This window comes from Micromonospora sp. NPDC002296, assembly GCF_040296145.1.
In the GTDB taxonomy this organism is placed as follows: Bacteria; Actinomycetota; Actinomycetes; order Mycobacteriales; family Micromonosporaceae; genus Micromonospora.
Genome location: NZ_JBEOWQ010000050.1, coordinates 1 through 22703 on the forward strand (window position 1 = coordinate 1; position 22703 = coordinate 22703).

The following is a 22703-nucleotide window of genomic DNA, read 5'->3' on the forward strand; positions in this document are numbered from 1 at the left end:
ACGCGCGCGACCCGGGCCCGGGTGACGGGCCGCCCCAGTAGCCGAGCCGGGCCGAGCGGGCCGCCCGCGACCCGCGCCTGGGCGGACGCGGCGGCCCCGGCCCGACGGCGATCCCGGAGTGCGTCGAGCGTCCCGCCCCCCGGGACGAGCCCGTGGGCCGGCTGCGCCGCTGGCTGTTCCAGCACCGGGTACAGCCGGTCGGGCCGGAGGCCGGGGAGGCGCAGGCGAAGACCCACCCCTGGTGGCAGGTGATGTGCCTGACCGGGGTGGACTACTTCTCCACCCTGTCGTACCTCCCCGGCATCGCCGCGCTCGCCGCCGGGGCGCTGTCCCCGCTGGCAACGCTGCTGATCGTGGCGCTGACCCTGTTCGGGATGCTGCCGATGTACCGGCGGGTCGCCGGGGAGAGCCCGCACGGGCAGGGCTCGGTGGCGATGCTGGAGCGGCTGCTGCCGTTCTGGCGCGGCAAGATCTTCGTCCTCGTCCTGCTCGGCTTCGTCGCCACGTCGTGGATCATCACGATCACCCTGTCGGCCGCCGACGCCACCGTCCACCTGCTGGAGAACCCGTACCTGCCGTCGTCCGCCCCGCGCGGCGAACTCGCGGCGGTGGCGGTGACCGTGGTGCTGCTGCTCGTGCTGGGCGGGGTGTTCCTGATGGGGTTCAGCGAGGCGGTGACCGTGGCCATCCCGCTGGTCGCGGTCTTCCTCGCACTGAACGCGGTGATCGTGGTGGCGGGGCTGGCGCAGATCGCCGCCGAACCGGACACGGTGGGCGACTGGTCCGCCGCGCTGACCGCCGGCGGCACCGGGATCGCCGACGTGGTCGGCCCGGCGGCGCTGGCCTTCCCGCTGCTGGTGCTGGGGCTCTCCGGCTTCGAGACCGGGGTGAGCATGATGCCGCTGGTGCGCGGGAACGGCCCGGACGCCGCCGGACGCCTGGCCGCCCGGATCCGCAACACCCGCCGGCTGCTCACCACCGCCGCGCTGATCATGTCGGTGTACCTGGTCGGCACCACCTTCGTCACCACCGTGCTGATCCCGGCGCGGGAGTTCCAGCCGGGCGGCGCGGCCAACGGCCGGGCGCTGGCCTGGCTGGCCCATGAGCGCCTCGGTGAGGGGTTCGGCACCGCCTACGACGTCAGCAGCGTGCTGATCCTCTGGTTCGCCGGCGCCTCCGCGATGGCCGGGCTGATCAACATCGTGCCGCGCTACCTGCCCACGTACGGGATGGCCCCGGAGTGGGGGCGGGCCGTGCGCCCGGTGGTGATCGTCTACACGCTGATCAGCATCGCCATCACCGTCGCCTTCCGCGCCGACGTCACCGCCCAGGCCGGCGCGTACGCCACCGGCATCCTGGCGATGATGGTCTCCGGCGCGGTGGCGGTGACCGCCTCGGCGGCCCGCGCCCGCCAGCGGTCCGCCGCGGCCGGCTTCGCCGTGCTCACGGCGGTGCTGCTCTACGCCCTGGCCGAGAACGTGATCGAGAAACCGGACGGGATCGCCATCTCCGGCATGTTCGTGGCCGGCATCGTCGCCGTCTCGCTGATCTCCCGGGTCACCCGCACCACCGAGCTGCGCGCCGAGCGGATCGAGTTCGACGACGACGCCCGCCGGTTCGTCGCCGAGTCCCTGGCCCACGACGGCCGGTTGCACCTGATCGCCAAGAAGCGCGACAGCGGCACGGTCGAGGAGTACCGGGTCAAGGAGCGGGCGCAGCGCGGCATGAACCCGGTCCCGGGTGCCGCCGACGTGCTGTTCCTGGAGATCGACGTGGTCGACCCGTCGGAGTTCAGCCGGGTGCTGCGGGTGCACGGGGTGGAGGCCGGCGGGTTCCGGGTGCTGCGTGCGGCGAGCCCGGCCGTGCCGAACGCGATCGCCGCGATCCTGCTCGCGTTGCGCGACGCCACCGGGGTACGCCCGCACGCCCACTTCGAGTGGTCCGAGGGCAACCCCATCGCCCACCTGCTGCGGTACCTGATCCTCGGCCGGGGCGACACCCCGCCCGTGGTGCGGGAGATCATCCGCAAGTCCGAGCCGGACCCGTCCCGCCGTCCGGGCATCCACGTCGGCGGCTGACGGCGGGGCGGCGAACCGCCGTCGGAGACCACCGTGTGGCACGGCCGCCCTGTCCCGTCGGACAGTTCCGAGCAGTTCCAGCACGCGCTCCTGACAGGCCGCCAGGGTCGCTCCCTCCGCATCTGTCGAAAGGCCGCCGTCGTCGGTCGGGCCGAGCATCGCGTCGAGCTTTGTTTTTAGGGGCCGAACGGATTCCGGTTGCCTTGTTTGGCCTGCTGGTTTCCCGGTGGCGGTCAGGTCATACCGTCACGGGCATGCGATCGGAACCCACGCTGGTCGATGGCCAGCCGACAGCGGCAGCAAATGACGGACACGAGGGCCCACTCGCTGAGTTCTCCGCGCTTCGGCAGGAGATTCAGGAGCGCGTCAAGGCGCAGCAGCAATTGCTCTCCTTGCAGCTCACCGTCTCCGCAGCGATCTTTGGTTTCGCCATCTCCCGCCCCGGGATGACCGCTCTCCTGCTGATCATGCCGTTCACGTCGTACCTGCTGTGTGGGCGCTTGGTAGCCCAGAACTTCGGCACGCTGCGGATAGCCGAGTACATCACGGATGAGCTCAGCGGCCGTGTTCCGGGCGGCCTTGGCTGGGAAGTGTGGCTTCGACAGCGGCAGCCACGCAGTCCGCATTTCCTGGGTTCTGCGCTGCCACTGCTGCTCACCTTCGTAGCGACGAGCGTGTTCGCCCTGGGCTGGACCATCGGGTACGTCTTTCTCCGTGACGGCGTCGAGGTGGCGCCCCGGATCGGCCTCGCAGTGGTCTGGGCCCTCGGCATGGCCGCCGCCATCTTCTCCACCATCCTCGTGCTTCAGGTGGCCGGGCGGCTGCCCGTACGGAGTTGGGAGCAGACCGGTCTGTCCTAACGGCCCGTCCGTAGTTTCCGGACCAAAAACAACTCGCTAGGAACTGAGGGTTGATCAAGCTCTGCAACGAGCTGTAGCTCGCCGTCCGGTTGGTGACGGTCGATGCCCGGGCGGTGGGTTCGTGGCGACTCAGGATGTGTTCTCGGCGGAGGAACTGGCGCGGCTTCGGGGCTTCCCGGACCACCCTCATGCCGGCGCCTCGCCCTCACCGGGGCCCCAGGAGGATGAGCGGGTGAGGGGAAGCCGGCCGGGCGGCGGCGGGGAGCAAGCCGGTCAGGGAGTTCGTCCATCAGGGGGTGCGGAGGGAGCGTGGTGGCACCGGGTCCTGCTCCGCGAGGTGGCTGTCCATGGTGGTGTTCAGGTCGGCCATGAACGCTTCGACCTGTTCCAGGAACTGGGGCGGATAGGGCGACATCGCGGCGTCGAGGCGGTGGGCGAGCGGGCCGAAGAACTCGTCCGCCCGTTCCTGGATGTGCCCGCCGCTGCGTAGCGTGATGATGCGCCGGTCGGAGTGCTCGCGGGCGCGGGTGATGTGCCCGGCCGATTCGAGACGGTTCAGCAGCGCGGTGGTGGCCGGCGTGGACAGGGAGATTCGCTCGCTCAGCCGCGCCGGTGACAGGGGGGTGCCGCGCTCCTCGGCGGAGGCGATCTCCAGGACCGCGGTCGCATCCGTGGAGTGCAGGCCCAGCCAGGCGGCGAAGCGCCGGCTGAGCTCGGCGTAGTGGCCGCCGTAGATCCTCAGCGACTCCATCAGCCGTTCACGCTGCTCCGGGACACCGTGGCGTACTGCCTCCTCCATGCCTCCGCCCTTCTCTCCTGTCACGCGGTCCGCACGGTCATCCCGCTTTGACAACCTACCCGCCACCACTTTACCTTCACGGTGGAACTATTTCACCATGGAGGCATCTGACGTGCGTGACCCGTCCCCCACCCCCGACGAGACGACCGAGCCCTACCGGTGGCGATGGCTGATCCTGGCAGTGATGATCGTCGCGGAGATCATGGATCTCCTGGACGCCTCGATCGTCAACGTCGCCGGACCGGACCTGGAGCAGTCCCTCGGTGCCGGGTCCGTCGGACTGCAATGGGTGATCGGCGGCTACGCCCTCACCCTGGGCGCCGGGCTTGTGCTCGGCGGCCGGCTCGGCGACCGCTACGGCCGGCGCCGGACGTTCCTGATCGGCCTGGCGGCCTTCACCGCGACCTCGCTGCTGTGCGCGGCCGCGCCGAACATCGAGTCGCTGATCGCCTTCCGCCTGCTACAGGGCACCGCCGGAGCGATGCTGCTGCCCCAGGGCCTGGGTCTGCTGCGGGAGAACTTCTCCGGCCCCGAGCTCACCAGGGTCTTCGCGATCTTCGGACCCGTCCTCGGTCTCGGCGGCATCATCGGCCCGGTCCTGGGCGGCTTCCTCATCGAGGGCGACTTCTTCGGCCTGGGCTGGCGGTCGGTATTCCTGATCAACCTGCCCATCGGCATCGCGGCACTGATCGTCGCCGCGAAGTTCGTGCCCAAGAAGGCGGGCGACCACACGGTACGGGTCGACATGGCCGGCGCCGCCCTGGTCGTGATCTCCTGCGCTCTGCTGGTGCTGCCGCTGAACCAGGGGCAGGAGAACGGCTGGCCGCTGTGGACGTGGCTGTCCATGGCCGCCTCGGTGATCGGTTTCGCTCTCTTCGCCCTCCAGCAGCGCCGCATGGCCGCCGCAGGCCGCGAGCCGCTGGTGACCCCGGGCCTGCTGCGCAAGCCGGCCTTCACCGTCGGGCTCGGCGGCATCGCCCTGTTCTTCGGCGGGCTCATCGGCGCCCAGCTCGTGCTGACCCTGTTCCTCCAGATCGGCCAGCACTTCACCGCCGGTGAGGCGGGACTGGGCAACCTGCCCCTCGCGGTGGGAACTGCGATCGGCGGCGCGGTCAGCGGCGCGTTCCTCGCGGACAAGATCGGCCGCAAGGTGCTGCAGATCGGACCGCTGGTCCAACTGGCCGGCGCGGCCGTGCTGTGGTTCGAGCTCGACGGCCTTGATGCCGCCTCGTTCTCGATCTGGGACATCGTTCCCGGCGTGACGGTGACGGGCGTCGGCGCCGGCATGGTGATCGCCGCCCTGTTCAGCTTCATCCTGGCGGCGGTCGACGACGACGAGATCGGATCCGCCTCCGGTGTCCTGTCGGCGGTCCAGGCGGTCGGCGGTTCCATCGGCGTCGCGGTCTTCGGCTCGGTGTTCTTCGCCCAGGCCAAGACCGGTGACTTCACCGGCGGCTTTCACCGCGCGCTGATCGTCCAGGCGTGCCTGCTGCTGGTCTTCCTCGCGATCACCTTCCTGCTGCCCAAGAAGGGCCGCCCCGAAGAAGAGCAGCACGGCATCACCCCCGAGGCAACTTCCGACGGCTCCGGCACCAAGCAGCACCTCACCGTGTGAGCCCCGGCCGGGGACCGTGCACGACAAGCGGCCCCCGGCCGGCCCTGACGGACCGCGCGCAGGACCGCCCTCGATGAAGTCACGCCAAGGGTGATCTCCGAGCTGGCCTCCTAGGACGCTCTGGCCGAGGTGTCCCGCCCGACCAGGGGGACACCTCGGCCCCCGTCCCGGGAGGGCGGGACCGGGGCGGGCGGGCATACAACGGCCCGCGCCGCCGGGGCGGGGGCGCGGGCCGGGGCGAGCGGATCTTACTTGGACGGCTCGGGAAGGTCGCAGTCGACCTTCGGGTTGGCGCCGATGTAGTTCAGCGGACCGGCCACGATGGTCACCAGGATGGTGCCCGCCTCGGCGCAGTTCGTGTCGTCGCCCTTGTAGTAGCCACGCTGGCCTGCGGCGATCGCGCCGATGACGAGCCAGATGACAAGGATGATTCCCAAAATCGACGGGCCACGCCGCATGGCTTCCTCCCGGGTTGTGGTAGGTCGAGGTGGCACCGTTGTACCCATCCGCGGCGATCGGCTAAACGGCGTCCGGGCCGAGCGGGCGGGACGGTTGTCCGATTTCAGTCATAGCGCCGGGTGGGCTGCCCGGCTGACCGGGCGCCGGCGGGAAGCGCCCCGAGGGCGGCGGTGAGCAGGGCCGGCAGGCCGTCGGGGCGGAACTGCGACACCCCGGGCGGACAACCCCGCGCCCCAGGTCGGCCCGGCCGACCGGGAAAAACGCAGGACCGCCCGGACCGACCGTCGTCCGGGCCTGCGTGGGCCGTCAGCCGGAGGCGGCCGGGTTGCCCCGCCTACGGCTGACTGAGGCTGAACATGGTGCCGGCGACCAGCAGTGCCGTGATGACGAGGAACGGTCGGCCGCGCGCCGGTCGGTGGCCCCGCGCGGGACCACCGACCGGCGTCGTCGGTCAGGACAGGTCGTCGGCGCCGACCGGTGCGGGGAGGACCCGGTCGGCCTCAGCCGGGGCGCCCGCGAGCACCATGGCCTGCTGGGGCCAGGTGGCCAGGCTCGACGTCCCGCGGAGGCCGGCAGCGCGGATCGTGTCCCGCAGCGCGGCCTCGTTCAGGTCGGCGAGCTGCCGGTAGGTGCGGATGCCGGCGTCCTGGAGCGCGGCGGCCATCTTCGGTCCGATGCCCTGGATGCGCCGGAAGTCGTCGGCGGTTTCGGAACCGGCTGACGGCGTGGGGACGGGGGCCGCGTCCGGGGCCGACGGGCTGGTCTCCCCGATGCCGTCCCGGGACTCGACTCCGGCCGCCTCGACGTCGCCGGAGACAGCCGGGGCCGCCTCGGCGTCGCCGGGAACAGCCGGGCTCGGCTCGGCGTCGTCGGCGGCGGCCCGAGGGGCCGGAACGAGCGGCTTGGCGACTGCCGGGACCGCAACCGGGACCTGCTCTTCCTCAACGGCCGGCACCGGAGCATCCTCAGCCGCCGGGGTCGCGACGGGAGCGGGCTCCTCCGCCGTGACCCCGGCAGGCGTGGTCGCGACGGGAGCGGGCTCGGTGAGGGTGGCCTCGACCGGAGCCACCTGCGCGGGGACGTCCTCGACCGGGACGTCCTCGACCGGGACGTCCTCGACCGGGGCGTCCTCGACCGGTACGGCCTCCGCGTGGGTGGCCTCGACAGGCGCGGCCTCGGTGCGGGCCGGGGTTTCTGGCGCGGCCGGGCTGGCCTCGTCGTCCGTCCGGCCCTCGTCGACGAACGGCTCGGCCTTCGGCGTTCCGTTGTCGAGGGTAGCGTCGGCCGAGAGCGCGTCGGTCGTGACCGCGTCCACCGAGCTCGGGTCGGTGGCAGGAGCGGAGGCGGGGGCCGGGCCGGGCTCGGCGTCGGCGGGAACCCCTGTGGTGGCGGTGTCGGCCGGGGCGAAGACGGTCGGGTCCTTGTCGGCGAGGACCGCGCCCGGCCGGGTCGCCTCGGCGGTCTCCGGGGCGGGGGGGTCGACCACGGCGGCCGGGGCCTCGGCCGGGGCCACGATCGCCTCCGGCCGGTGCGTGTCGACGGTGGCCTCGGCGGTCGGGCCGGACACCACGGCCACCCCGGCGACGGGGTCGCCCTCCACGATGGGCGTAACGGTGGCCGGCGCGTCCTGCCGGCCGCGTAGCACCCATCCGGCCGCCGCGCCCAGCAGCAGAGCCAGGATCACGATCAGCCATTGCCCGAAAGTCGACGGCACAACAAACCTCCCTCTTATGAGTGTGGTCGGTGAAAAGTCGCGAGAAAAATCCGTCGCAGCTTCGCACACGCGCCGTGTCGGCGGCAGGGAGGACCGTGGCTTCCAGCGCTGGTGGGATGCTTCGCACCCTGGGTCGCGGCGGGGTGACTGAACGTGGTGCGGCGGGGCGTCCGCGCTCCGCCGCGTCGCCGGCCCCGTCGTCCACCGAGGGCACGCGAACGGACCCGGACAGCGCGGGCCCGGCACCGCAGGATGGTGCCGGGCCCGCGCGGGCTGGGTCAGTCGGCCTCGCCGCGGTAGGTGTAGAAGTCGTCGACGAACCTGCGGCGCAGCGCGGGCACCCGGCTGGTGACGCCGAAGTAGCTGCGCGCCCCGAGCAGTGCGAGCCGGCCGATCACCGGCCGGTACAGCGCGTCGTCGCCGCTGGTGCCGCTGCTGCGCAACGAGTCGGCGACCCGGGCGAAGCCGTACGGGATCATCTCGGCCTCGTAGTCGGCGACGGCCTGCACCAGGGTCTTGTCGCCGGAGGCCGCCAGTCTGACCTGACGGTTGAGCAGGGCGGCGTCGCGCAGGGCGGTGTTCGCGCCGACCCCGCGGCCCGGGGTCATGCTGTGGATCGCGTCGCCGATCAGGGTGACGGTGCTGCTCTTCCACGGCTGCACCGGCTCGGCGGTGGACACCTTGACCGGCAGGGCGCTGCCCGGGTCGCAGCGGGCCAGCAACTCGCGTAGCTGCGGGTGCCAGCCGCGGGTGAGTTCCTGGGCGACCTCGACCAGTTCGTCGCCTCGTCGCCGCATGATGTCGGCGGGGAACCGGCGGGCGGTGCTCCACACGATGAGGTTGATGTTGTCGCGGGTGGTGTCGTGGCGCAGGCCCGGCCAGCGGCGCAACAGCGCGGCGTCGGCGTCGGAGACCCCGGGCTTGATTTCGCCGTGGCGGTCCCACTTGAACTCCATCACGTGCAGCACGCCCATCATTCCACCGGCGCCGAAGATCAGGGAGATGCCCTGCTGGAGCCGCTCCGGGATCAGCTCGCGCGTGTGGTCGGTCAGCGGGATCCGGGTGGCGATGTTGATCGTGCCGGCGTCCCGGCCGGCGGCGTGCGGCAGGTACTGGCGGCGGACCGCGGAGTGGGTGCCGTCCGCGGCGACCAGCAGGTCGCCGGTGGCGCTGCTGCCGTCGGCGAAGTGGGCGGTGACGGTGCCGTCGTCGCGTTGTTCGTACCGGGTGAAGGTCCGGCCGAAGTGGACGACGTCCTCCAGGCCGGTGAGCAGCACCTGGCGCAGGGTCATCCGCGCGACGGAGCGTTCGGTGTCGACCGGATGGTTGTCCGGTCGCAGCTCGAACGACGCGGTCCGGCGCAGCCGCTCGGTGATGACGTTGAAGTAGCGGGGGGCGCGGGCGCAGGTGACGACGAAGGTGTCGAACAGTTCCGGCGGCAGGCACTCGCGCAGCGCCCTGCTGCCGGTGGGGCTGATGCCGACGCGGTAGCCGAGCAGGCCGTCTGCGCGGGTGGTGTGGCGTTCGTACACCGAGACGTCGAGGCCGGCCCGGCGCAGCCCGTGGGCCAGGCACAGGCCGCCGGTGCCGGCCCCGATGACCAGTACGTGTGGTGCCTTGGCTGACACGGGGCCGGCTCCGGTTCAGCCGGCCGTGCCGGTCGCGCTGACCGACGAGGTGGCGTCCCAGCTGTAGAAGCATCCGGCCATCGCGTCGCGCGGTGAGCGCCACGTCGGCAGGTACGGCGAGGTGTGCGCGGAGAGTCGCTCGTTGACCTGGAGGTACAACGGGTGGCTGCGCGCCTCGGCGAGGACGCCGGGGTCGACGTCCTCGGTCTCCATCAGGTGTACGCACAGGTCGTGCAGGCAGTACAGGGAGCGGTGCCGGACCCCGGTGAGGCCCGGTAGTTCCGTCGCGTCGGCCTCGGCGAAGATCTGCGCCACCCGGCCTTCCGCGCCGGGGATGATCCGGCTGACGATAAGTAGACGACTCATGGGACCCCTCCCGCCGGTGGTGCTCCTGGATCAGGTCGGGTGACCGCGTGCACCGTTGCCGCCCACCTTGCCGGCCGCCCTGTCACGTCGCCGTCACTGTGCGTGTGGCGACGGTGACGGGACCGTCGGTGCGGGGCGGTGCCAGCCGGGAACGGGAACGGGTCGGCCAACGCCGGCGCGGGTCAGCGCGGGCGGGGGCCGGTGCGGGGCAGCGGCTCGCGGCGTGGCTCGGGCGCGGCCGGCCGGGTGGCCCGCCGGATCGGTGCCAGCGTGTCGTGCAGCAGGGCGGACATCGCCGGGGACGGTTCCAGGCGCAGCTCCCGCAGGAGCATGTCACGGTAGGCGTAGAAGGCGTGCACGGCCTCGAACACGTTGCCCTCGGCGAGGTGGATGCGAACCACCAGCCGGTGCGGCGTCTCGCGCAGCGGTTCGGCCGACATCGCCTCCAGCGCGGCCTCCAGGGCCTCGCCGTGCCGGCCCGCCGCGATGTGGTTGCGGGCCACCTGTTCCAGCATGTGCAGCCGTAGCTGGCGCAGTCGTTCCCGGTCCAGCAGCACCCAGTCGTCGTACCAGCCGGGCAGCAGGTCGTGTCGGCCGGCGGTGCGGGCGGCGCTGGTGGTGCCCGGGTCGTCGCCGTCGCGTACCCGGGCGGCGGTGGTGGTCAGCTCGTCGACGTCGAGCCCGACGTGGGGGTGCAGGCGCGCGGTGTCGCCGGTGGTGATCAGCGGGCAGCACGGGTCCTGGCGCAGCCGCCAGAGCGCGGTCCGCAGGGAGGACAGGGCGCGCTCCTCGGGCGCCTCGGGCCAGAGCAGGCCGGCGAGGTGGCTGCGGGTGGCTCCGGGGCGCAGCCCGATCAGCGCGAGGACCCGTTGCAGCCCGCGGGGGACGACGACCGGGGTTCCGTCGTGCAGCAGGCGGAAGCCGCCGAGCAGGTGCAGCGAGACCTGTGGGGAGGGGCCGTCCTCCGTGGTCGGCGTGGGCGGATCAGCGGTCACGGCGGCACCCCCTGCACCGGACCTCGTCCGGACTGTCGTGTCCCGGTGCGGCGTGCCCGGGACGCCACTGTTGCCGGTGGCTCCACAAGGCACCGGACCGAGCGCCGCGACCACCGGGCTGGCCCTCTCGGAGATTAACCCCAGTGATTACGGTGAGTCAACATGCTGTCTGTGGTGGCGCGGGCCGTGTCACCTGATTGACACCTTCCCAACTGCGAAAACTTGTCGTCACCGTCAGGTGATTCAAAGGTGCGGCATGGATTATTCACAGCTTGCATCAACGCACCGTCACCGCAGGTCGTGTTCGGTGGGGGGTTGGTGGTGACGCCGCTGTGACGGCGGCGCGCGCACCGTGGCGGCAGTCGTCCCGCGTGACGAACGGGCCAGGCCACGTCCGCCACGCGCCCTAGGGAGGCACGTCCATGGATCGTTCGCTGATTGTCGCCCCGGTGGCCCCGGCCGCCGGGGTCTTCGCCGGGCCCGGCGCGACGAAGCTGCCGCGCCCGGCCGAGTCCCGTCACCGGCCGCCGTGCCGGCCGTACGACCGCCACGTCCGCCCGGAGGATTCCGGGCAGCCGGGCCGGGGGGCGGCGGCGGGCTGCTGCCACCGCTGGGAGCCGACAGCCGGGCGGCGGCCGTGACCGCCACCATCGGCCATGGCGAGCAGCTCTGGTCGCGCTGCGACGGGTGCGAGGCCCTGGTCTACCGCAAGCGGCTGCGGCGCAACCTGGACGTCTGCCCGGAGTGCGGCTCGCACGTCCGGCTCGGCGCGCCGGAGCGGCTGCGTCAGCTGGTGGACCCGTCGTCCTTCGCCGCCCTGCCGGACCGTCCGGACGACGTGGACCCGATCGGCTTCGTCGACGTGTTGCCGTACCCGCACCGGCTGGTGGCGGCCCGGGCCGGCACCGGCCTGCCCGAGGCGGTGGTCTGCGGCACGGCCACGATCGGGGGTCACCCGGTGGCGCTCGCGGTGATGGACTTCCGGTTCCTCGGCGGCAGCCTCGGCTGCGTGGTCGGCGAGTTGATCACCCGTACCGCCGAGCGGGCGCTGACCGACGGCGTCCCGCTGGTGCTGGTCACCGCCTCGGGCGGGGCGCGGATGCAGGAGGGCGCCCTGTCGCTGATGCAGATGGCCACGGTGAGCCAGGCGGTGGCGGCGCTGCGCGAGGCGGGGCTGCTGACGGTGAGCGTGCTGACCGACCCGACGTACGGGGGTGTGGCGGCGTCGTTCGCCACCAACACGGACGTGGTGCTGGCCGAGAGCGGCGCGCGGATGGGCTTCGCCGGCCCCCGGGTGATCCGCCAGGTCACCGGGCGCGACCTGCCCGAGGGGTTCCAGACCGCCGAGTTCCTGCTGCGGCACGGTCAGGTCGACATGGTGGTGCAGCGGCGGTCCCTGCGGGCACGGCTGCTGGTGCTGCTCGCGGCGGCCCGCTCGGCCCGTGCGGACCGGCGTGCGGCGGACCGGCGGCTGGTGTGCCGGCCGGAGGCCGGGCAACTGATGCCCCGCCAGCCGGCCGCCGGGCCGGCCGGACACGGCCGCGCCGGGCTCGCCGCCCCGCCGGGCCGCGCCACGGGCGACGCGCCGGACGGCCGCGCCGGGGGAGACCCACCGCCCGGCCGGCTCAGCGGCGCTCCGGACGACCGCGCGGCGGCTGGCCGGAGCGACGGGATCCGGGCCGACGGGATCCGGGGCGACGGGGACCGGGCGGGTGCGCGTGACCCGTGGGACACGGTGCGGACGGCCCGTCACCCGGGCCGACCGACCACCCTGGACTACCTCGACATGGCGTTCGACGGCTTCGTCGAGCTGCACGGAGACCGGCTCGGCGCCGACTGCCCGGCCGTGGTCGGCGGGTTGGCCCGGCTCGGCGACCGGTACGTGATGGTCATCGGCCACCAGAAGGGGCACAACACCGCCGAGCTCGTCGCCCGTAACTTCGGGATGGCCAGCCCCGCCGGGCACCGCAAGGCGCTGCGGCTGATGCGGCTCGCGGCCCGGCTGGGCCTGCCGGTGGTCACCCTCGTCGACACCCCCGGGGCCGACCCCGGGGTACGCGCCGAGGAGCAGGGACAGGCGGCGGCCATCGCCGAGAACATCCTCACCCTGAGCAGCCTGCCGGTGCCGGTGGTCGCGGTGGTCACCGGTGAGGGCGGCAGCGGCGGGGCGCTGGCCCTCGCGGTCGCCGACCGGGTGCTGATGCTCCAGCACGCGGTCTACTCGGTGATCAGCCCCGAGGGGTGCGCCGCGATCCTCTGGCCGGACAGCTCCTCGGCCCCGCTGGCCGCCCGGGCGCTGCGGCTGACCGCGCCGGACCTGTGCGCGCTCGGCATCGCCGACGACGTCGTGGCGGAGCCGGAACCGGCGGCCCACGCGGACCCGGAGGCCGCCGGGGAGCTGCTGCGCCGGGCGGTGCTGGCGAACCTGACCCCGCTGCTCGACGTGCCGCCCGCGACGCTGGTGCGCCGCCGCCGACAGCGGTTCCGCCGGTACGGCGCGGCCCGGACCGGCGGCGCGGGCGCGACAACGGGGGTCGGCCGGTGAACGCCGAGACGATGCCCGACGACGCCGTGCTGGCGGGGCTGCGCCGGCACGCCCGGGCCCTCGCCGCCGAGCTGACCGGTCCGGTGCGCCGGGTGCGGCTGAGCAGCGGGCAGACCGCCCTGGAGGTGGAGTGGCACGGGGCGGCGGAGCAGACGCCCGGCCCACCCGACCCGCGCGCCGAGGCCGCGGCGCCGGGCGGGGAGACCGACCGTGCCGTCGTGCGGTCGCCGATCGTCGGCACGTTCTACCGCGCGCCGGAACCCGGCGCCGCGCCGTTCGTCGCGGTCGGGGACCTGGTCCGGCCCGGTCAGGTGGTCGGGATCGTCGAGGCGATGAAGCTGATGAACGAGGTCACGGCCGACCGGGCCGGCCGGGTGACGGCGGTGCTCGCCGACGACGCGGCGGCGGTCGAGTACGACCAGCCGCTGGTCGCGCTGGAACCGGCCTAGGTCGGGTGGGGACATGTTCGAGAAGGTGCTGATCGCCAACCGGGGCGAGATCGCGTTGCGGGTGTTGCGGGCGTGCCGGGAGCTGGGCGTGCGGACGGTGGCCGTCTACTCCAGCGCCGACGCCGACTCCGCGGTGGTGCGGCTGGCCGACGAGGCGGTCCGGATCGGGCCGGCGGAGGCCCGGCGCAGCTACCTGAACGCGGCGGCGATCGTGGAGGCGGCCCGGCGCACGGGGGCGCAGGCCGTGCACCCGGGCTACGGGTTCCTCTCCGAGGACGCCGACTTCGCCGAGATCTGCGCTGACAACGGGCTCACGTTCATCGGCCCGCCCCCGCCGGTGATGTCCGCGTTGGCGGACAAGGCCACCGCGCGGGCGTGGATGCGCCGGGCCGGGCTGCCGCTGCCCCCGGGCAGCGTGGAGACCCTGCCGACGGCGCAGCGGGCCGCCGAGATCGCCGCCGAGGTCGGCTACCCGGTGATCGTGAAGGCCGCCGCCGGCGGCGGCGGGCGGGGCATGACCGTGGTGCACACCCCGGGCGACCTGCCCCGGGCGTACGCGCGGACCCGGGCCGCCGCCCAGGCCGCGTTCGGCGACGACCGGGTGTACGTCGAGCGGTACCTGACCGACGCACGGCACGTCGAGGTGCAGGTGCTCTGCGACGGCAACGGCAACGGCGTGCACCTGGGCACCCGGGACTGCTCGGTGCAGCGCCGGCACCAGAAGCTGGTGGAGGAGGCGCCCGCCCCGTCGCTGCCGGCGTCCGTCGTCGACAGCATCGAGCGGGCCGCGCTCCGAGGGGTGCTGGAGGTCGGCTTCACCGGCGCGGGCACGGTGGAGTTCCTGGTGGACGACGCCGACCGGTTCCACTTCCTGGAGATCAACTGTCGGATCCAGGTGGAGCACCCGGTCACCGAGATGATCACCGGGATCGACCTGGTGCACGAGCAGCTGCACATCGCCGCCGGGGTGCCGCTGCGAATGCGACAGTCCGACGTCCGCCCGCACGGCGTCGCGGTGGAGTGCCGGGTCAACGTGGAGGACCCGGACCGCGGGTTCGCGCCCACCCCCGGCCGGCTGGACCGGTTCCACCCGCCCGGGGGGCCGTTCACCCGGGTGGACACCCACGGGCGACCCGGCTACGTCGTCGGCCCCCACTACGACTCCCTGCTCGCCAAGGTCGCGGTGTGGGCGCCGGAGCGGGAACTGGCGCTGGACCGCCTGGAACGCGCGCTCGACGAGTTCGACATCGGTGGGCCGGGTGTGCGGACCACCATTCCCTTCGTCCGGCGGGTGCTCGACGACGCCGCCTTCCGCAAGGGGCGCTACTCGACCGGCCTGGTCGACCGGCTGCTGCGGGCCGCCGACCCGGCCGACGACGCCGCGGCCGGTGCCGCCGCCCCGACCGCCGACGGCGCCGTGCCGTCCGGCCCCGACCAGAGGAGGAACTGATGACCGTCACCCACGGCCGACCGTTGACCACCGAGATCACCGAGATCCTGGTGGCGCACTGCGGCCTGGACGCCGAGGCCGCGGCCAGGGAACCGGCCGCGTCCCTGGAGGAACTCGGCATGGACTCGCTCGCCCTGCTCGAACTGTCCGCCGTGCTCGCCGACCGGTACCGGGTGCGCATCCCGGAGGAGGCCGGGCAGCTGAGCATCGACGCCGTCGCCGACCTGGTCGCCCGGGAGACCGACCCGCCCGGGCACACCGAGAACGGCATCGTCATCGCCGCACCCCTGCCGCTGGTCTGGGAGCTGACCAACGACGTGGCGAACTGGCCGGACCTGTTCACCGAGTACGCCGCGGCGGACATCCTCGAACGCGACGGCCGCACCGTCCGGTTCCGGCTGACCATGCACCCGGACGAGAACGGCACGGTGTGGAGCTGGGTCAGCGAACGCACCACCGACTGGGAGAACCGTGAGGTGCGGGCGCACCGGGTGGAGACCGGCCCGTTCGAATACATGCGCATCCACTGGCGCTACGACACCGAGCCCGACGGCACCCGGATGACCTGGGTGCAGGACTTCGCGATGCGCCCCCAGGCGCCGCTGGACAACGCGGGGATGACCGCGCGGATCAACGCCAACAGCCGCGTCCAGCTCGCGGTGATCAAGGAACGGATCGAGCGGGCGGCCGGGATCCGCTCCACCACCACCGGAGGCGACGATGAGTGAGACCACCGACCAGCGGCCGGCGGCCGGCGTACCGGCACACCGGTCCGTCGCCGGACGGGACGTGCCGGCCGACCGGCGCCGCGGCGGCGAGCTGCGGGTGCTGCTCGGCCCGAAGACGGTCGGCAGCACCTCCGGGTTCATGGGGGTGGCGGCCCTGGCACCGGGGGAGCGCATCGCCGAGCACTACCACCCCTACAGCGAGGAGTTCCTGTACGTGACGCGCGGGGCGATCACCGTCGACCTGGACGGCCGCCCCGTGCCGCTGGCCACCGGCGAGTCCCTGTTCGTGCCGGTCAACGTCCGGCACCGGCTGCGCAACACCGGCACCGAGCCGGCCGAGGTGGTGTTCCACCTGGGTCCGCTCGCGCCCCGCCCGGAGCTCGGGCACGTCGACACCGAACTGGCCGAACAGCGGGGCGCGTCGTGACCGCGCGCCGCACGGTGGTGACCGGCATCGGGGTGGTCGCCCCGGGCGGCGCGACCCGGGACCGGTTCTGGAAGACGATCACCGAGGGGCGCACGGCGACGCGGCGGATCAGCTTCTTCGACCCGTCGCCGTTCCGCTCCCGGATCGCCGCCGAGTGCGACTTCGACCCGGTCGCCGCCGGGCTCACCGAGGCCGAGCGGCGCCGCGCCGACCGGTACGTGCAGTTCGCCCTCGCGTGCTCGATCGAGGCGGTCGCCGACAGCGGCCTGGAGCTGACCGACGCCGAGCGGGACCGCGCCGGGGTGGTGCTCGGCACCGCCGTCGGCGGCACCATGGCCCTGGAACAGGAGTACGTCGCCGTCAGCGACTCCGGCAGCCGCTGGCTCGTCGACCACGCGCGCGGCGGGCCGTACCTGTACCAGGCCCTGATCCCCAGCAGCCTGGCCGCCGACGTGGCCTGCCGGCACGGGCTGCACGGCCCGGCGCAGGTGATCTCCACCGGCTGCACCTCCGGCATCGACGCCATCGGGTACGCCCACCAGCTCATCGCCGACGGCGAGGCCGACATCGTGCTGGCCGGGGCGGCCGACTCGCCCATCTCCCCGGTCACCGTCGCCTCCTTCGACGCGATCAAGGCGACCAGCCCCGACAACGACGACCCGGCGCACGCCTCGCGCCCGTTCGACGCCGACCGGCACGGCTTCGTCCTTGCCGAGGGCGCGGCCGTGCTGGTGCTGGAGGAGTACGGGCACGCCCGCCGCCGGGGCGCGCACGTCTACTGCGAGCTGGCCGGGTACGCCAGCCGCAGCAACGGCTACCACATGACCGGGCTGCGCCCCGACGGGCTGGAGATGGGGCTGGCCATCTCGGCCACCCTGAAGCAGGCCCGGCTGATTCCCGAGCAGGTCTCCTACATCAGCGCGCACGGCTCCGGCACCCGGCAGAACGACCGGCACGAGACGGCGGCGTTCAAGCGGGCCCTCGGCGAGGCCGCCCACCGGGTGCCGATCAGCTCCATCAAGTCCATGGTGGGGCACTCGCTCGGCGCGATCGGCTCCATCGAGATGGCCGCCTGCGCCCTGGCCGTCGAGTACGGGGTGGTGCCGCCGACGGCCAACTGGGCCACCCGCGACCCGGAGTGCGACCTGGACTACGTGCCGAACGTGGCGCGGGAACTGCCGGTGGACGTGGCGCTGTCGGTGGGCAGCGGCTTCGGCGGCTTCCAGTCGGCGATGCTGTTCCGCCGGCTGTCGCCGGCGGTGGCCGGGTGACCGCCCGGGCGGTGGTCACCGGCATCGGGGTGGTCGCCCCGAGCGGCGTCGGCGCCGACGCGCACTGGTCCACGGTGTCCACGCGGACCCGGCGCACCGGCCCGATCACCCTGTTCGACCCGGCGTCCTACCCCACCCGGCTCGCCGGTGAGGTGCCCGGCTTCGAGGCGCTGACCTGGGCGGACAACCGACGGCTGGTGCAGACCGACCGGTGGACCCACCTGGGGTTCGCGGCCACCCGGCTGGCGCTGGCCGACGCGGGGCTGCCCGAGCAGGCCCCGGACCCGTACGGATACGCGGTCACCCTGGCCAGTTCCTCGGGCGGGAACCTGTTCGGCCAGCGGGAGCTGCAACGGCTCTGGGGCGGCCCGTCGCGCACCGTCGGGGCGTACCAGTCGATCGCCTGGTTCTACGCGGCCAGCGTCGGGCAGCTCTCCATCCACCACCAGTTCAAGGGCCCGTGCGGGGTGCTGGTCAGCGAGTCCGCCGGCGGGCTGGACAGCCTCGCGCACGCGGTGCGCACCGTGCGCCGGGGCACCCCGGTGGTGATCGCCGGGGCCACCGAGTGTCCGCTGAGCCCGTACGCGCTGGCCTGTCAGCTCGCCTCCGGGCTGCTCAGCGCGGAGGACGACCCGCAGCGGGCGTACCGGCCCTTCGACGCCGACGCCGCCGGGTACGTCCCGGCGGAGGGCGGCGCGGTGTTCGTGGTGGAGGAGCTGGGGCATGCCCTGGCCCGGGGCGCCCGGGTCTACGGGGAGGTCACCGGGTGGGGGTCCACCCACGACGCCGCGCACACCGGCCCCGACTCGGCGGGCGACCCCGCCCAGTACGCGCGGGCGATGCGGCTGGCCCTGGACCGGGCGGGGGTCGCCCCCGACGACGTGGACGTGGTGCTGCCCGACGCGCTGGGCACCCCCCGCCACGACCGGGCCGAGGCCGACGCGCTGCGCGCGGTGTTCGGGTCGGGTGGAGTCCCGGTGACCACCCAGAAGCCGCTGACCGGCCGGGCCCACCAGGGCGGGGCGGCGCTGGACGTGGCCACGGCCCTGCTCGCCTTCGCGCACGACACGCTGCCCGCCTCCGCAGGCCCGGACCGCCCCGCCGACGGCTGCGACCTGGACTTTCTGCGCGAGCCGCGCCGGCCCGCCTCCCGGGTGGCGCTCGTCGGCGCGCGCGGCTTCGACGGTTTCAACAGCGTGCTGGTGCTGCGCGGCGCGGCGGGCCGCCCGGCGCCACAACCCCGCCGGGCGGCCGAGCCCGGCATGACGAGAGGAGCGGACGGATGATCGAACAGCGGGCCCGGGTGGTGTTCCTGGTGCGGGTGCCGGACGAGCGCACGGGGGACTTCCTCCGCGCGTACCAGTCGATCCGGCACCTGGTCGCCGAGGGGACGCCGGGGCACCTGGTGGACCAGGTGTGCCGCTCGGCCGCCGACCCGGAGCAGTGGTTGATCACCAGCGAGTGGGTCAACCTGGCCGCGTTCGAGGCGTGGGAGCGCAGCGCGCAGCACCGGGACCTGGTGCGGCCGCTGCGCGAGTGCTTCAGCGAGGAGGAGTTGTCGCTGCGCTTCCTGGTCTACGCGCAGACGCCCGCCCTGGCGTGATCGGAGCCCACGCGGGACGGGCCGGTGGGCGTGGCCGGGACCGGCCCCGCCTCAGCCCGGGCACAGCTTTCCCTGGTGGGCGTCGTCCGGCGCGAGTTCGCGTACGGCGTCGTCGGTGTCCGGGTCGGCCAGCAGCCCGCAGAGCCGGTCCATCACGTCGTCGACGGAGTGGCGGCGCGTGCCGGCGGTGTCCGCCAGCCGGCGCAGCGGCGGCGGTTTCCCGGCCGCCGGCAGGGCGACGCCGATCGTGCTGCTGTCCAGCACCGCCACCGGCCCGTCCAGGCCCCGGCCCAGCGGCAGCACCGCCTTCCACTCGCCGGAGTGGGTGCGGCGCTCGCCGGAGCGCGCCCCGTCGGGCAGCGACCACACGCTCACCTCGGGGGTGGAGCTGGTGGACAGCTCCCGGATGTCGCTGGCGGTGGCGCTGAGCAGGTCGCGCCGCCAGGACAGCAGCAGGGTCGACCCGGTCGCGTCCAGGGCGACGGACCCGTTCCGTTCCTCCGGCCGCAGGTCGATCACCGGGGCCTTCGGGCGCAGCGAGGCGGTGTCCAGGACGCTCACCCGGGCGTTGTCGCTGGTCCGGTCCCGCGTGGTGGCGGCGACCGTGCTCCAGTCCGCGCTCATCGCCACGTCGCTGATCCCGTCGACCAGGACCCGCCGGGCGGTCGCCCCGGTCAGGTCCGCGGCGGACAGGGCGATCCGCGTACCGAGCGTGCCGCCGTCGCCCGGGGGCGCCTCGACCAGCAGCGCGCTGCGCCCGCCGGGGCCCAGCCAGAGCTTGACGACCGTGCTGCGCCAGGCCAGGGTGACCCGGCCGCGTTCCGCCCCGGTGCGCAGGTCGTACAGGACGACGGTGTTCAGGTCCGCGCCCGGGTCGCCGGGCTTTCTGCTGGCCGGCGTCACGAGGGCCAGCACCTCCCCGGTGGGGTCGATGCTGACGGACCGGACCCGCAGGGCGGCTGCCATCCCGCCCAGCGGCACCGCGAGGCTCACCCGGTGCGACCCGGTGTCGTAGACCACCAGGCAGCCCAGCGCGTCGGCGAGCGACGAGGGCCGGCAGGCGGGGTAGTCGGCCGGGTCGGGCTTCGGCAGCCCCTCGTCGTCCACCGGCGCGCCCGTCCGCAGGACGGGCACGACCGTCTGGACGAACGCCACCCGGTGGCCGGAGCGGCTGATCACGGGCTGGCCGGCGACGACGCCCGTCCGGGCCACCGAGGTCATCGTGCCGTCGCGGCGGACGGCGTCGGTCAGCTGCCACAGCGCGGGGCGGAGCGCCGCGTCCTGCGTGACCAGGCGGGTGCCGTCGGCGCTGAGCTGCTGCGACAGGTCGCTGCCGAACCACTCGCCGGTGGGCGGCTCGCCGGACGCGCCGCTGGGGGTGGGCTGCGCCCTGGTGCTCCGCGTGCCCGCGTAGTGCGGCAGCAGCGCGTCCACCCCCTCGTACCAGTCCGGGGTGTTGAGTTTGAACGACACGTCGGGGTCGGTGCGCCAGGCCCGCAGCGCGAGCTGGTTCGCCCCGTAGCTGTCCACGTCCGCCCGAGTGCCGGCCTTCCTGGCGAGGTCGGCGGCGGCGATCTCGGCGCGCTGCTCGGCGGTGGTGCGCCACGCGCCCCCCACCGCGCCCACGACGACCAGCAGGACGAGGAGGGCCGCGAGGACCCGCCGGTTGCGCCGGCGCAGGCTGTCGGCGACGAAGGCGCGCTCGGCGGGGGCGAGCTGGTCGCCGTGCGTGCCGGCCCAGCGCCGGGCGTCGTGCAGGTCCGCGCCGGTGAGCCGCCGCCTTGCCGCGTCGCCGGCCGGCGGGCCGGTCATCCGCAGCCGCAGCATCTCCTGCCAGGTGCGGAACTCGCGGTGCCGGTCGGTGAGTGCGCGCAGCCGCTCCCACCCGGTGACCAGCGACTCGTGGGCCAGTTCGACGCCGGCCGTCGCGCCGGCCGTCCGCAGCGCCAGCAGCCGGGTGGTGGCCAGCCGCTGGGCGACCGCGAGCTGCGCGTCGTCCAGGTCGGCCAGGGCGGCGGTACGGCGCACCGCCAGCCCGGACTCGGGCAGCGGCCGGGTGAGCTGGACCAGCAGCCGTTCCGCCGCGCTCCGGGCCACCGGGTCGAGGTTGCCCCACACCCGCTCGGCGTAGCCGGCCAGCGCGCCCCGCACCCCGCCCAGCTCGTCGTACGCCCGGTGGGTGAGCAGCCCGGCGTGCCGGCGCTGCCACAGCTCGGTCAGGGTGAACTGGACCAGGGGCAGCGCGTTCGGCGCGTCCCGCACGTCGTCGACGATCCGGTCGACCAGCCCGGCCTGCGCGCTCACCGTGCCGGCCCGGGCCAGCGGGCCGGTGACCACCTCGCGCAACTGGGACGGGCTGAGTTCGGCGACGGTGGCCGGCAGCCAGCGGGCGGTCAGCTCCGTCATCGTCGGGTCGCGCAGGCACGCCCCGAGGAAGGTGTCCCGCAGGGCGAGCAGGACCGACACCCGCGCCCCCGGGCGCAGCGCCGCGCCCAGCGCGTCGGTCAGGGCGCGGCGGGCGGCCTCCGGTTGGGCGAGCACCTCCTCGAACTGGTCCACCACGAGGACCAGCCGGTCGGCGTCGGTGGCGGCGAGCGCGACCGCCAGCACGTCGGCCCTGCCCCCGTCGGCCAGCCGGGCGGCCAGGGCGGCCACCCGGTCCACCCGGTCGACCGGGTTCCGGACGGCGGTGGCCGTCCCGTCCACCGGGTCCGGGTCGGTCAGCCGGTCCAGCGCCAGGGCGAGGGCGTGCAGCCCGGTGGCCGCGTCCGAGGGGCGCAGGACGGCGACGGCGAGGCGCGGCGTGCGGCGCAGCCGGGCGAGCACCCCGGCGTGCAAGAGCGAGGTCTTGCCGACCCCCGACGGCCCGACCAGGCATAGCACCGGCACGGACAGCGCCTGCCGGGCGAGCTGCTCCGCCTGCTCGGTGCGGCCGAAGAAGAGCGCCTCGTCCTGCTCGCCGAACGCCCGCAGCCCCCGGAACGGGGCTTCGCCCTCGGCGACCCGGGCCAGCTCCGGCCAGGCCGGCAGGAGCCGGTCGGTGGGGAGCAGGTAGCCGATCCGGGGCGGGGTGCCGCTGGCCTTCTGCACCACCATGCCGATCACGGCGTCGACCTCGGTGTCCCACACGGGTGACCCGGAGAAGCCCTTCTCCAGCGTGGACGGTCGGCGGTCGTCGCTGAGGATCTCCACCCAGCCGGTGGCGACCGCGCCGCCGGTGCGGCCGTACACCCAGCCGCCCATTCTCAGGGCGGCCGGGAAACCCACCATGACCAGTTGGGCGTCGGAGAGGCTGCGGTGCCGGGCGAAGGTGAGCGGCCTCGCCCCGGTCGGGGGCGGGGAGAGCAGTCGGAGCCCGGCGACGTCGCCGGTGTGTTCGGGGGCGACCGGCTGCCAGGCGACGACCTCGGCGGTCAGCCGGCGGCCCGGGGCGAGCAGCGGGAAGTCCACCTCGACCGCGTCGGCGGGCGCGTCGCCGTCTGCCGGGCAGCCGAGTGCGGTGGCCACCACGTGGGCGGCGGTGAGCAGGTGACTCGGCCCGGCGAGGAAGCCGGCGCCGACCGGAATGTCGCCCTTCCAGAGGCGGACCAGAGCGGCCTCGATCGGGAGGCGGCGCGTTCCGTCCACGGTCAACCCGTTCCCGTCGGTCGATCGGCAGGGGCCGGGCCGGCGGCGGCCCTCCGACCATCATGCCGGGTCCGCGCCGCCACGGGGAC

At 74.2% G+C, this 22703-nt stretch carries 19 protein-coding genes; 12 read left to right on the top strand and 7 right to left on the bottom strand.

Going from position 1 to position 22703, the window contains the following annotated elements:
• The first annotated feature begins 110 nt into the window (after nucleotides 1-110).
• Entirely contained in the window at nucleotides 111-2078 is a 1968-nt protein-coding gene (locus tag ABT023_RS25355; RefSeq protein ID WP_502890758.1) for an APC family permease, read from the top strand.
• A 254-nt stretch (nucleotides 2079-2332) separates the two neighbouring features.
• The gene (locus tag ABT023_RS25360; RefSeq protein ID WP_350888897.1) at nucleotides 2333-2938 is read left to right on the top strand and encodes a hypothetical protein; all 606 of its coding nucleotides are present in this window, start codon (nucleotides 2333-2335) and stop codon (nucleotides 2936-2938) included.
• Between the two features lie 289 nt (nucleotides 2939-3227).
• Here ABT023_RS25360 and ABT023_RS25365 read toward each other — a convergent pair whose 3' ends face one another.
• The gene (locus tag ABT023_RS25365; RefSeq protein WP_350888898.1) at nucleotides 3228-3737 is read right to left on the bottom strand and encodes a MarR family winged helix-turn-helix transcriptional regulator; all 510 of its coding nucleotides are present in this window, start codon (nucleotides 3735-3737) and stop codon (nucleotides 3228-3230) included.
• 97 nt (nucleotides 3738-3834) lie between these two features.
• Between ABT023_RS25365 and ABT023_RS25370 the strand changes: the two genes are divergently transcribed.
• Nucleotides 3835-5352 carry an MFS transporter gene (locus ABT023_RS25370; RefSeq protein WP_350888899.1) on the top strand — a complete coding sequence of 506 codons (1518 nt, stop codon included), beginning with the start codon at nucleotides 3835-3837 and terminating at the stop codon, nucleotides 5350-5352.
• Between the two features lie 248 nt (nucleotides 5353-5600).
• On the opposite strand, the gene ABT023_RS25375 is transcribed toward ABT023_RS25370, so the two are convergent.
• The 5 genes from ABT023_RS25375 to ABT023_RS25395 all read right to left on the bottom strand — a co-directional run bounded on the left by ABT023_RS25375 (nucleotide 5601) and on the right by ABT023_RS25395 (nucleotide 10514).
• On the bottom strand, nucleotides 5601-5810 hold the full coding sequence (locus ABT023_RS25375) for a hypothetical protein (protein WP_350888920.1): 210 nt from the start codon (nucleotides 5808-5810) through the stop codon (nucleotides 5601-5603).
• Nucleotides 5811-6262: 452 nt separating this feature from the next.
• On the bottom strand, nucleotides 6263-7525 hold the full coding sequence (locus ABT023_RS29180) for a helix-hairpin-helix domain-containing protein (RefSeq protein ID WP_502890755.1): 1263 nt from the start codon (nucleotides 7523-7525) through the stop codon (nucleotides 6263-6265).
• A gap of 278 nt (nucleotides 7526-7803) precedes the next feature.
• Entirely contained in the window at nucleotides 7804-9153 is a 1350-nt protein-coding gene (locus ABT023_RS25385) for an FAD-dependent oxidoreductase (RefSeq protein WP_350888900.1), read from the bottom strand.
• 15 nt (nucleotides 9154-9168) lie between these two features.
• Nucleotides 9169-9519 carry a TcmI family type II polyketide cyclase gene (locus ABT023_RS25390; protein WP_350888901.1) on the bottom strand — a complete coding sequence of 117 codons (351 nt, stop codon included), beginning with the start codon at nucleotides 9517-9519 and terminating at the stop codon, nucleotides 9169-9171.
• Nucleotides 9520-9701: 182 nt separating this feature from the next.
• Nucleotides 9702-10514, bottom strand: coding sequence for an AfsR/SARP family transcriptional regulator (locus ABT023_RS25395; RefSeq protein ID WP_350888902.1), 813 nt, complete (start codon nucleotides 10512-10514; stop codon nucleotides 9702-9704).
• A 422-nt stretch (nucleotides 10515-10936) separates the two neighbouring features.
• Here ABT023_RS25395 and ABT023_RS25400 point away from each other — a divergent pair, with 422 nt between their 5' ends.
• The 9 genes from ABT023_RS25400 to ABT023_RS25445 are packed head-to-tail and all read left to right on the top strand — an operon-like array spanning nucleotide 10937 to nucleotide 18987.
• The gene (locus tag ABT023_RS25400) at nucleotides 10937-11155 is read left to right on the top strand and encodes a hypothetical protein (RefSeq protein WP_350888903.1); all 219 of its coding nucleotides are present in this window, start codon (nucleotides 10937-10939) and stop codon (nucleotides 11153-11155) included.
• On the top strand, nucleotides 11152-13059 hold the full coding sequence (locus ABT023_RS29185) for an acetyl-CoA carboxylase carboxyltransferase subunit alpha (RefSeq protein ID WP_502890756.1): 1908 nt from the start codon (nucleotides 11152-11154) through the stop codon (nucleotides 13057-13059). Before ABT023_RS25400 ends, ABT023_RS29185 begins: the two co-directional genes overlap by 4 nt.
• A gap of 11 nt (nucleotides 13060-13070) precedes the next feature.
• Nucleotides 13071-13508 carry an acetyl-CoA carboxylase biotin carboxyl carrier protein gene (gene accB / locus ABT023_RS25415; RefSeq protein WP_350888921.1) on the top strand — a complete coding sequence of 146 codons (438 nt, stop codon included), beginning with the start codon at nucleotides 13071-13073 and terminating at the stop codon, nucleotides 13506-13508.
• Between the two features lie 13 nt (nucleotides 13509-13521).
• On the top strand, nucleotides 13522-14958 hold the full coding sequence (locus tag ABT023_RS25420) for an acetyl-CoA carboxylase biotin carboxylase subunit (RefSeq protein WP_350888904.1): 1437 nt from the start codon (nucleotides 13522-13524) through the stop codon (nucleotides 14956-14958).
• Nucleotides 14958-15686, top strand: coding sequence for an SRPBCC family protein (locus tag ABT023_RS25425; protein WP_350888905.1), 729 nt, complete (start codon nucleotides 14958-14960; stop codon nucleotides 15684-15686). The genes ABT023_RS25420 and ABT023_RS25425 overlap by 1 nt, the downstream gene beginning before the upstream one ends.
• The gene (locus ABT023_RS25430; RefSeq protein WP_350888906.1) at nucleotides 15679-16113 is read left to right on the top strand and encodes a cupin domain-containing protein; all 435 of its coding nucleotides are present in this window, start codon (nucleotides 15679-15681) and stop codon (nucleotides 16111-16113) included. Before ABT023_RS25425 ends, ABT023_RS25430 begins: the two co-directional genes overlap by 8 nt.
• Nucleotides 16110-17384, top strand: a complete 1275-nt coding sequence (locus tag ABT023_RS25435; protein WP_350888907.1) for a beta-ketoacyl-[acyl-carrier-protein] synthase family protein — start codon at nucleotides 16110-16112, stop codon at nucleotides 17382-17384. Before ABT023_RS25430 ends, ABT023_RS25435 begins: the two co-directional genes overlap by 4 nt.
• Nucleotides 17381-18670: a beta-ketoacyl synthase N-terminal-like domain-containing protein gene (locus ABT023_RS25440; RefSeq protein ID WP_350888908.1), complete on the top strand. Its 1290-nt coding sequence runs from the start codon at nucleotides 17381-17383 to the stop codon at nucleotides 18668-18670. The genes ABT023_RS25435 and ABT023_RS25440 overlap by 4 nt, the downstream gene beginning before the upstream one ends.
• Complete coding sequence (locus ABT023_RS25445; protein ID WP_161683984.1) at nucleotides 18667-18987, top strand: antibiotic biosynthesis monooxygenase family protein; 321 nt, start codon at nucleotides 18667-18669, stop codon at nucleotides 18985-18987. The genes ABT023_RS25440 and ABT023_RS25445 overlap by 4 nt, the downstream gene beginning before the upstream one ends.
• Nucleotides 18988-19038: 51 nt before the next feature.
• On the opposite strand, the gene ABT023_RS25450 is transcribed toward ABT023_RS25445, so the two are convergent.
• Nucleotides 19039-22614 carry an nSTAND1 domain-containing NTPase gene (locus tag ABT023_RS25450; protein ID WP_350888909.1) on the bottom strand — a complete coding sequence of 1192 codons (3576 nt, stop codon included), beginning with the start codon at nucleotides 22612-22614 and terminating at the stop codon, nucleotides 19039-19041.
• Nucleotides 22615-22703: the final 89 nt, after the last annotated feature.

Bases quoted from the DNA above. Each gene is read 5' to 3' on its own strand.
- ABT023_RS25360 (WP_350888897.1), top strand. From the start codon at position 2,333: ATGCGATCGGAACCCACGCTGGTCGATGGCCAGCCGACAGCGGCAGCA.
- ABT023_RS25365 (WP_350888898.1), bottom strand. From the start codon at position 3,737: ATGGAGGAGGCAGTACGCCACGGTGTCCCGGAGCAGCGTGAACGGCTG.
- ABT023_RS25370 (WP_350888899.1), top strand. From the start codon at position 3,835: ATGGAGGCATCTGACGTGCGTGACCCGTCCCCCACCCCCGACGAGACG.
- ABT023_RS25375 (WP_350888920.1), bottom strand. From the start codon at position 5,810: ATGCGGCGTGGCCCGTCGATTTTGGGAATCATCCTTGTCATCTGGCTC.
- ABT023_RS25390 (WP_350888901.1), bottom strand. From the start codon at position 9,519: ATGAGTCGTCTACTTATCGTCAGCCGGATCATCCCCGGCGCGGAAGGC.
- ABT023_RS25400 (WP_350888903.1), top strand. From the start codon at position 10,937: ATGGATCGTTCGCTGATTGTCGCCCCGGTGGCCCCGGCCGCCGGGGTC.
- accB (WP_350888921.1), top strand. From the start codon at position 13,071: ATGCCCGACGACGCCGTGCTGGCGGGGCTGCGCCGGCACGCCCGGGCC.
- ABT023_RS25420 (WP_350888904.1), top strand. From the start codon at position 13,522: ATGTTCGAGAAGGTGCTGATCGCCAACCGGGGCGAGATCGCGTTGCGG.
- ABT023_RS25425 (WP_350888905.1), top strand. From the start codon at position 14,958: ATGACCGTCACCCACGGCCGACCGTTGACCACCGAGATCACCGAGATC.
- ABT023_RS25430 (WP_350888906.1), top strand. From the start codon at position 15,679: ATGAGTGAGACCACCGACCAGCGGCCGGCGGCCGGCGTACCGGCACAC.
- ABT023_RS25445 (WP_161683984.1), top strand. From the start codon at position 18,667: ATGATCGAACAGCGGGCCCGGGTGGTGTTCCTGGTGCGGGTGCCGGAC.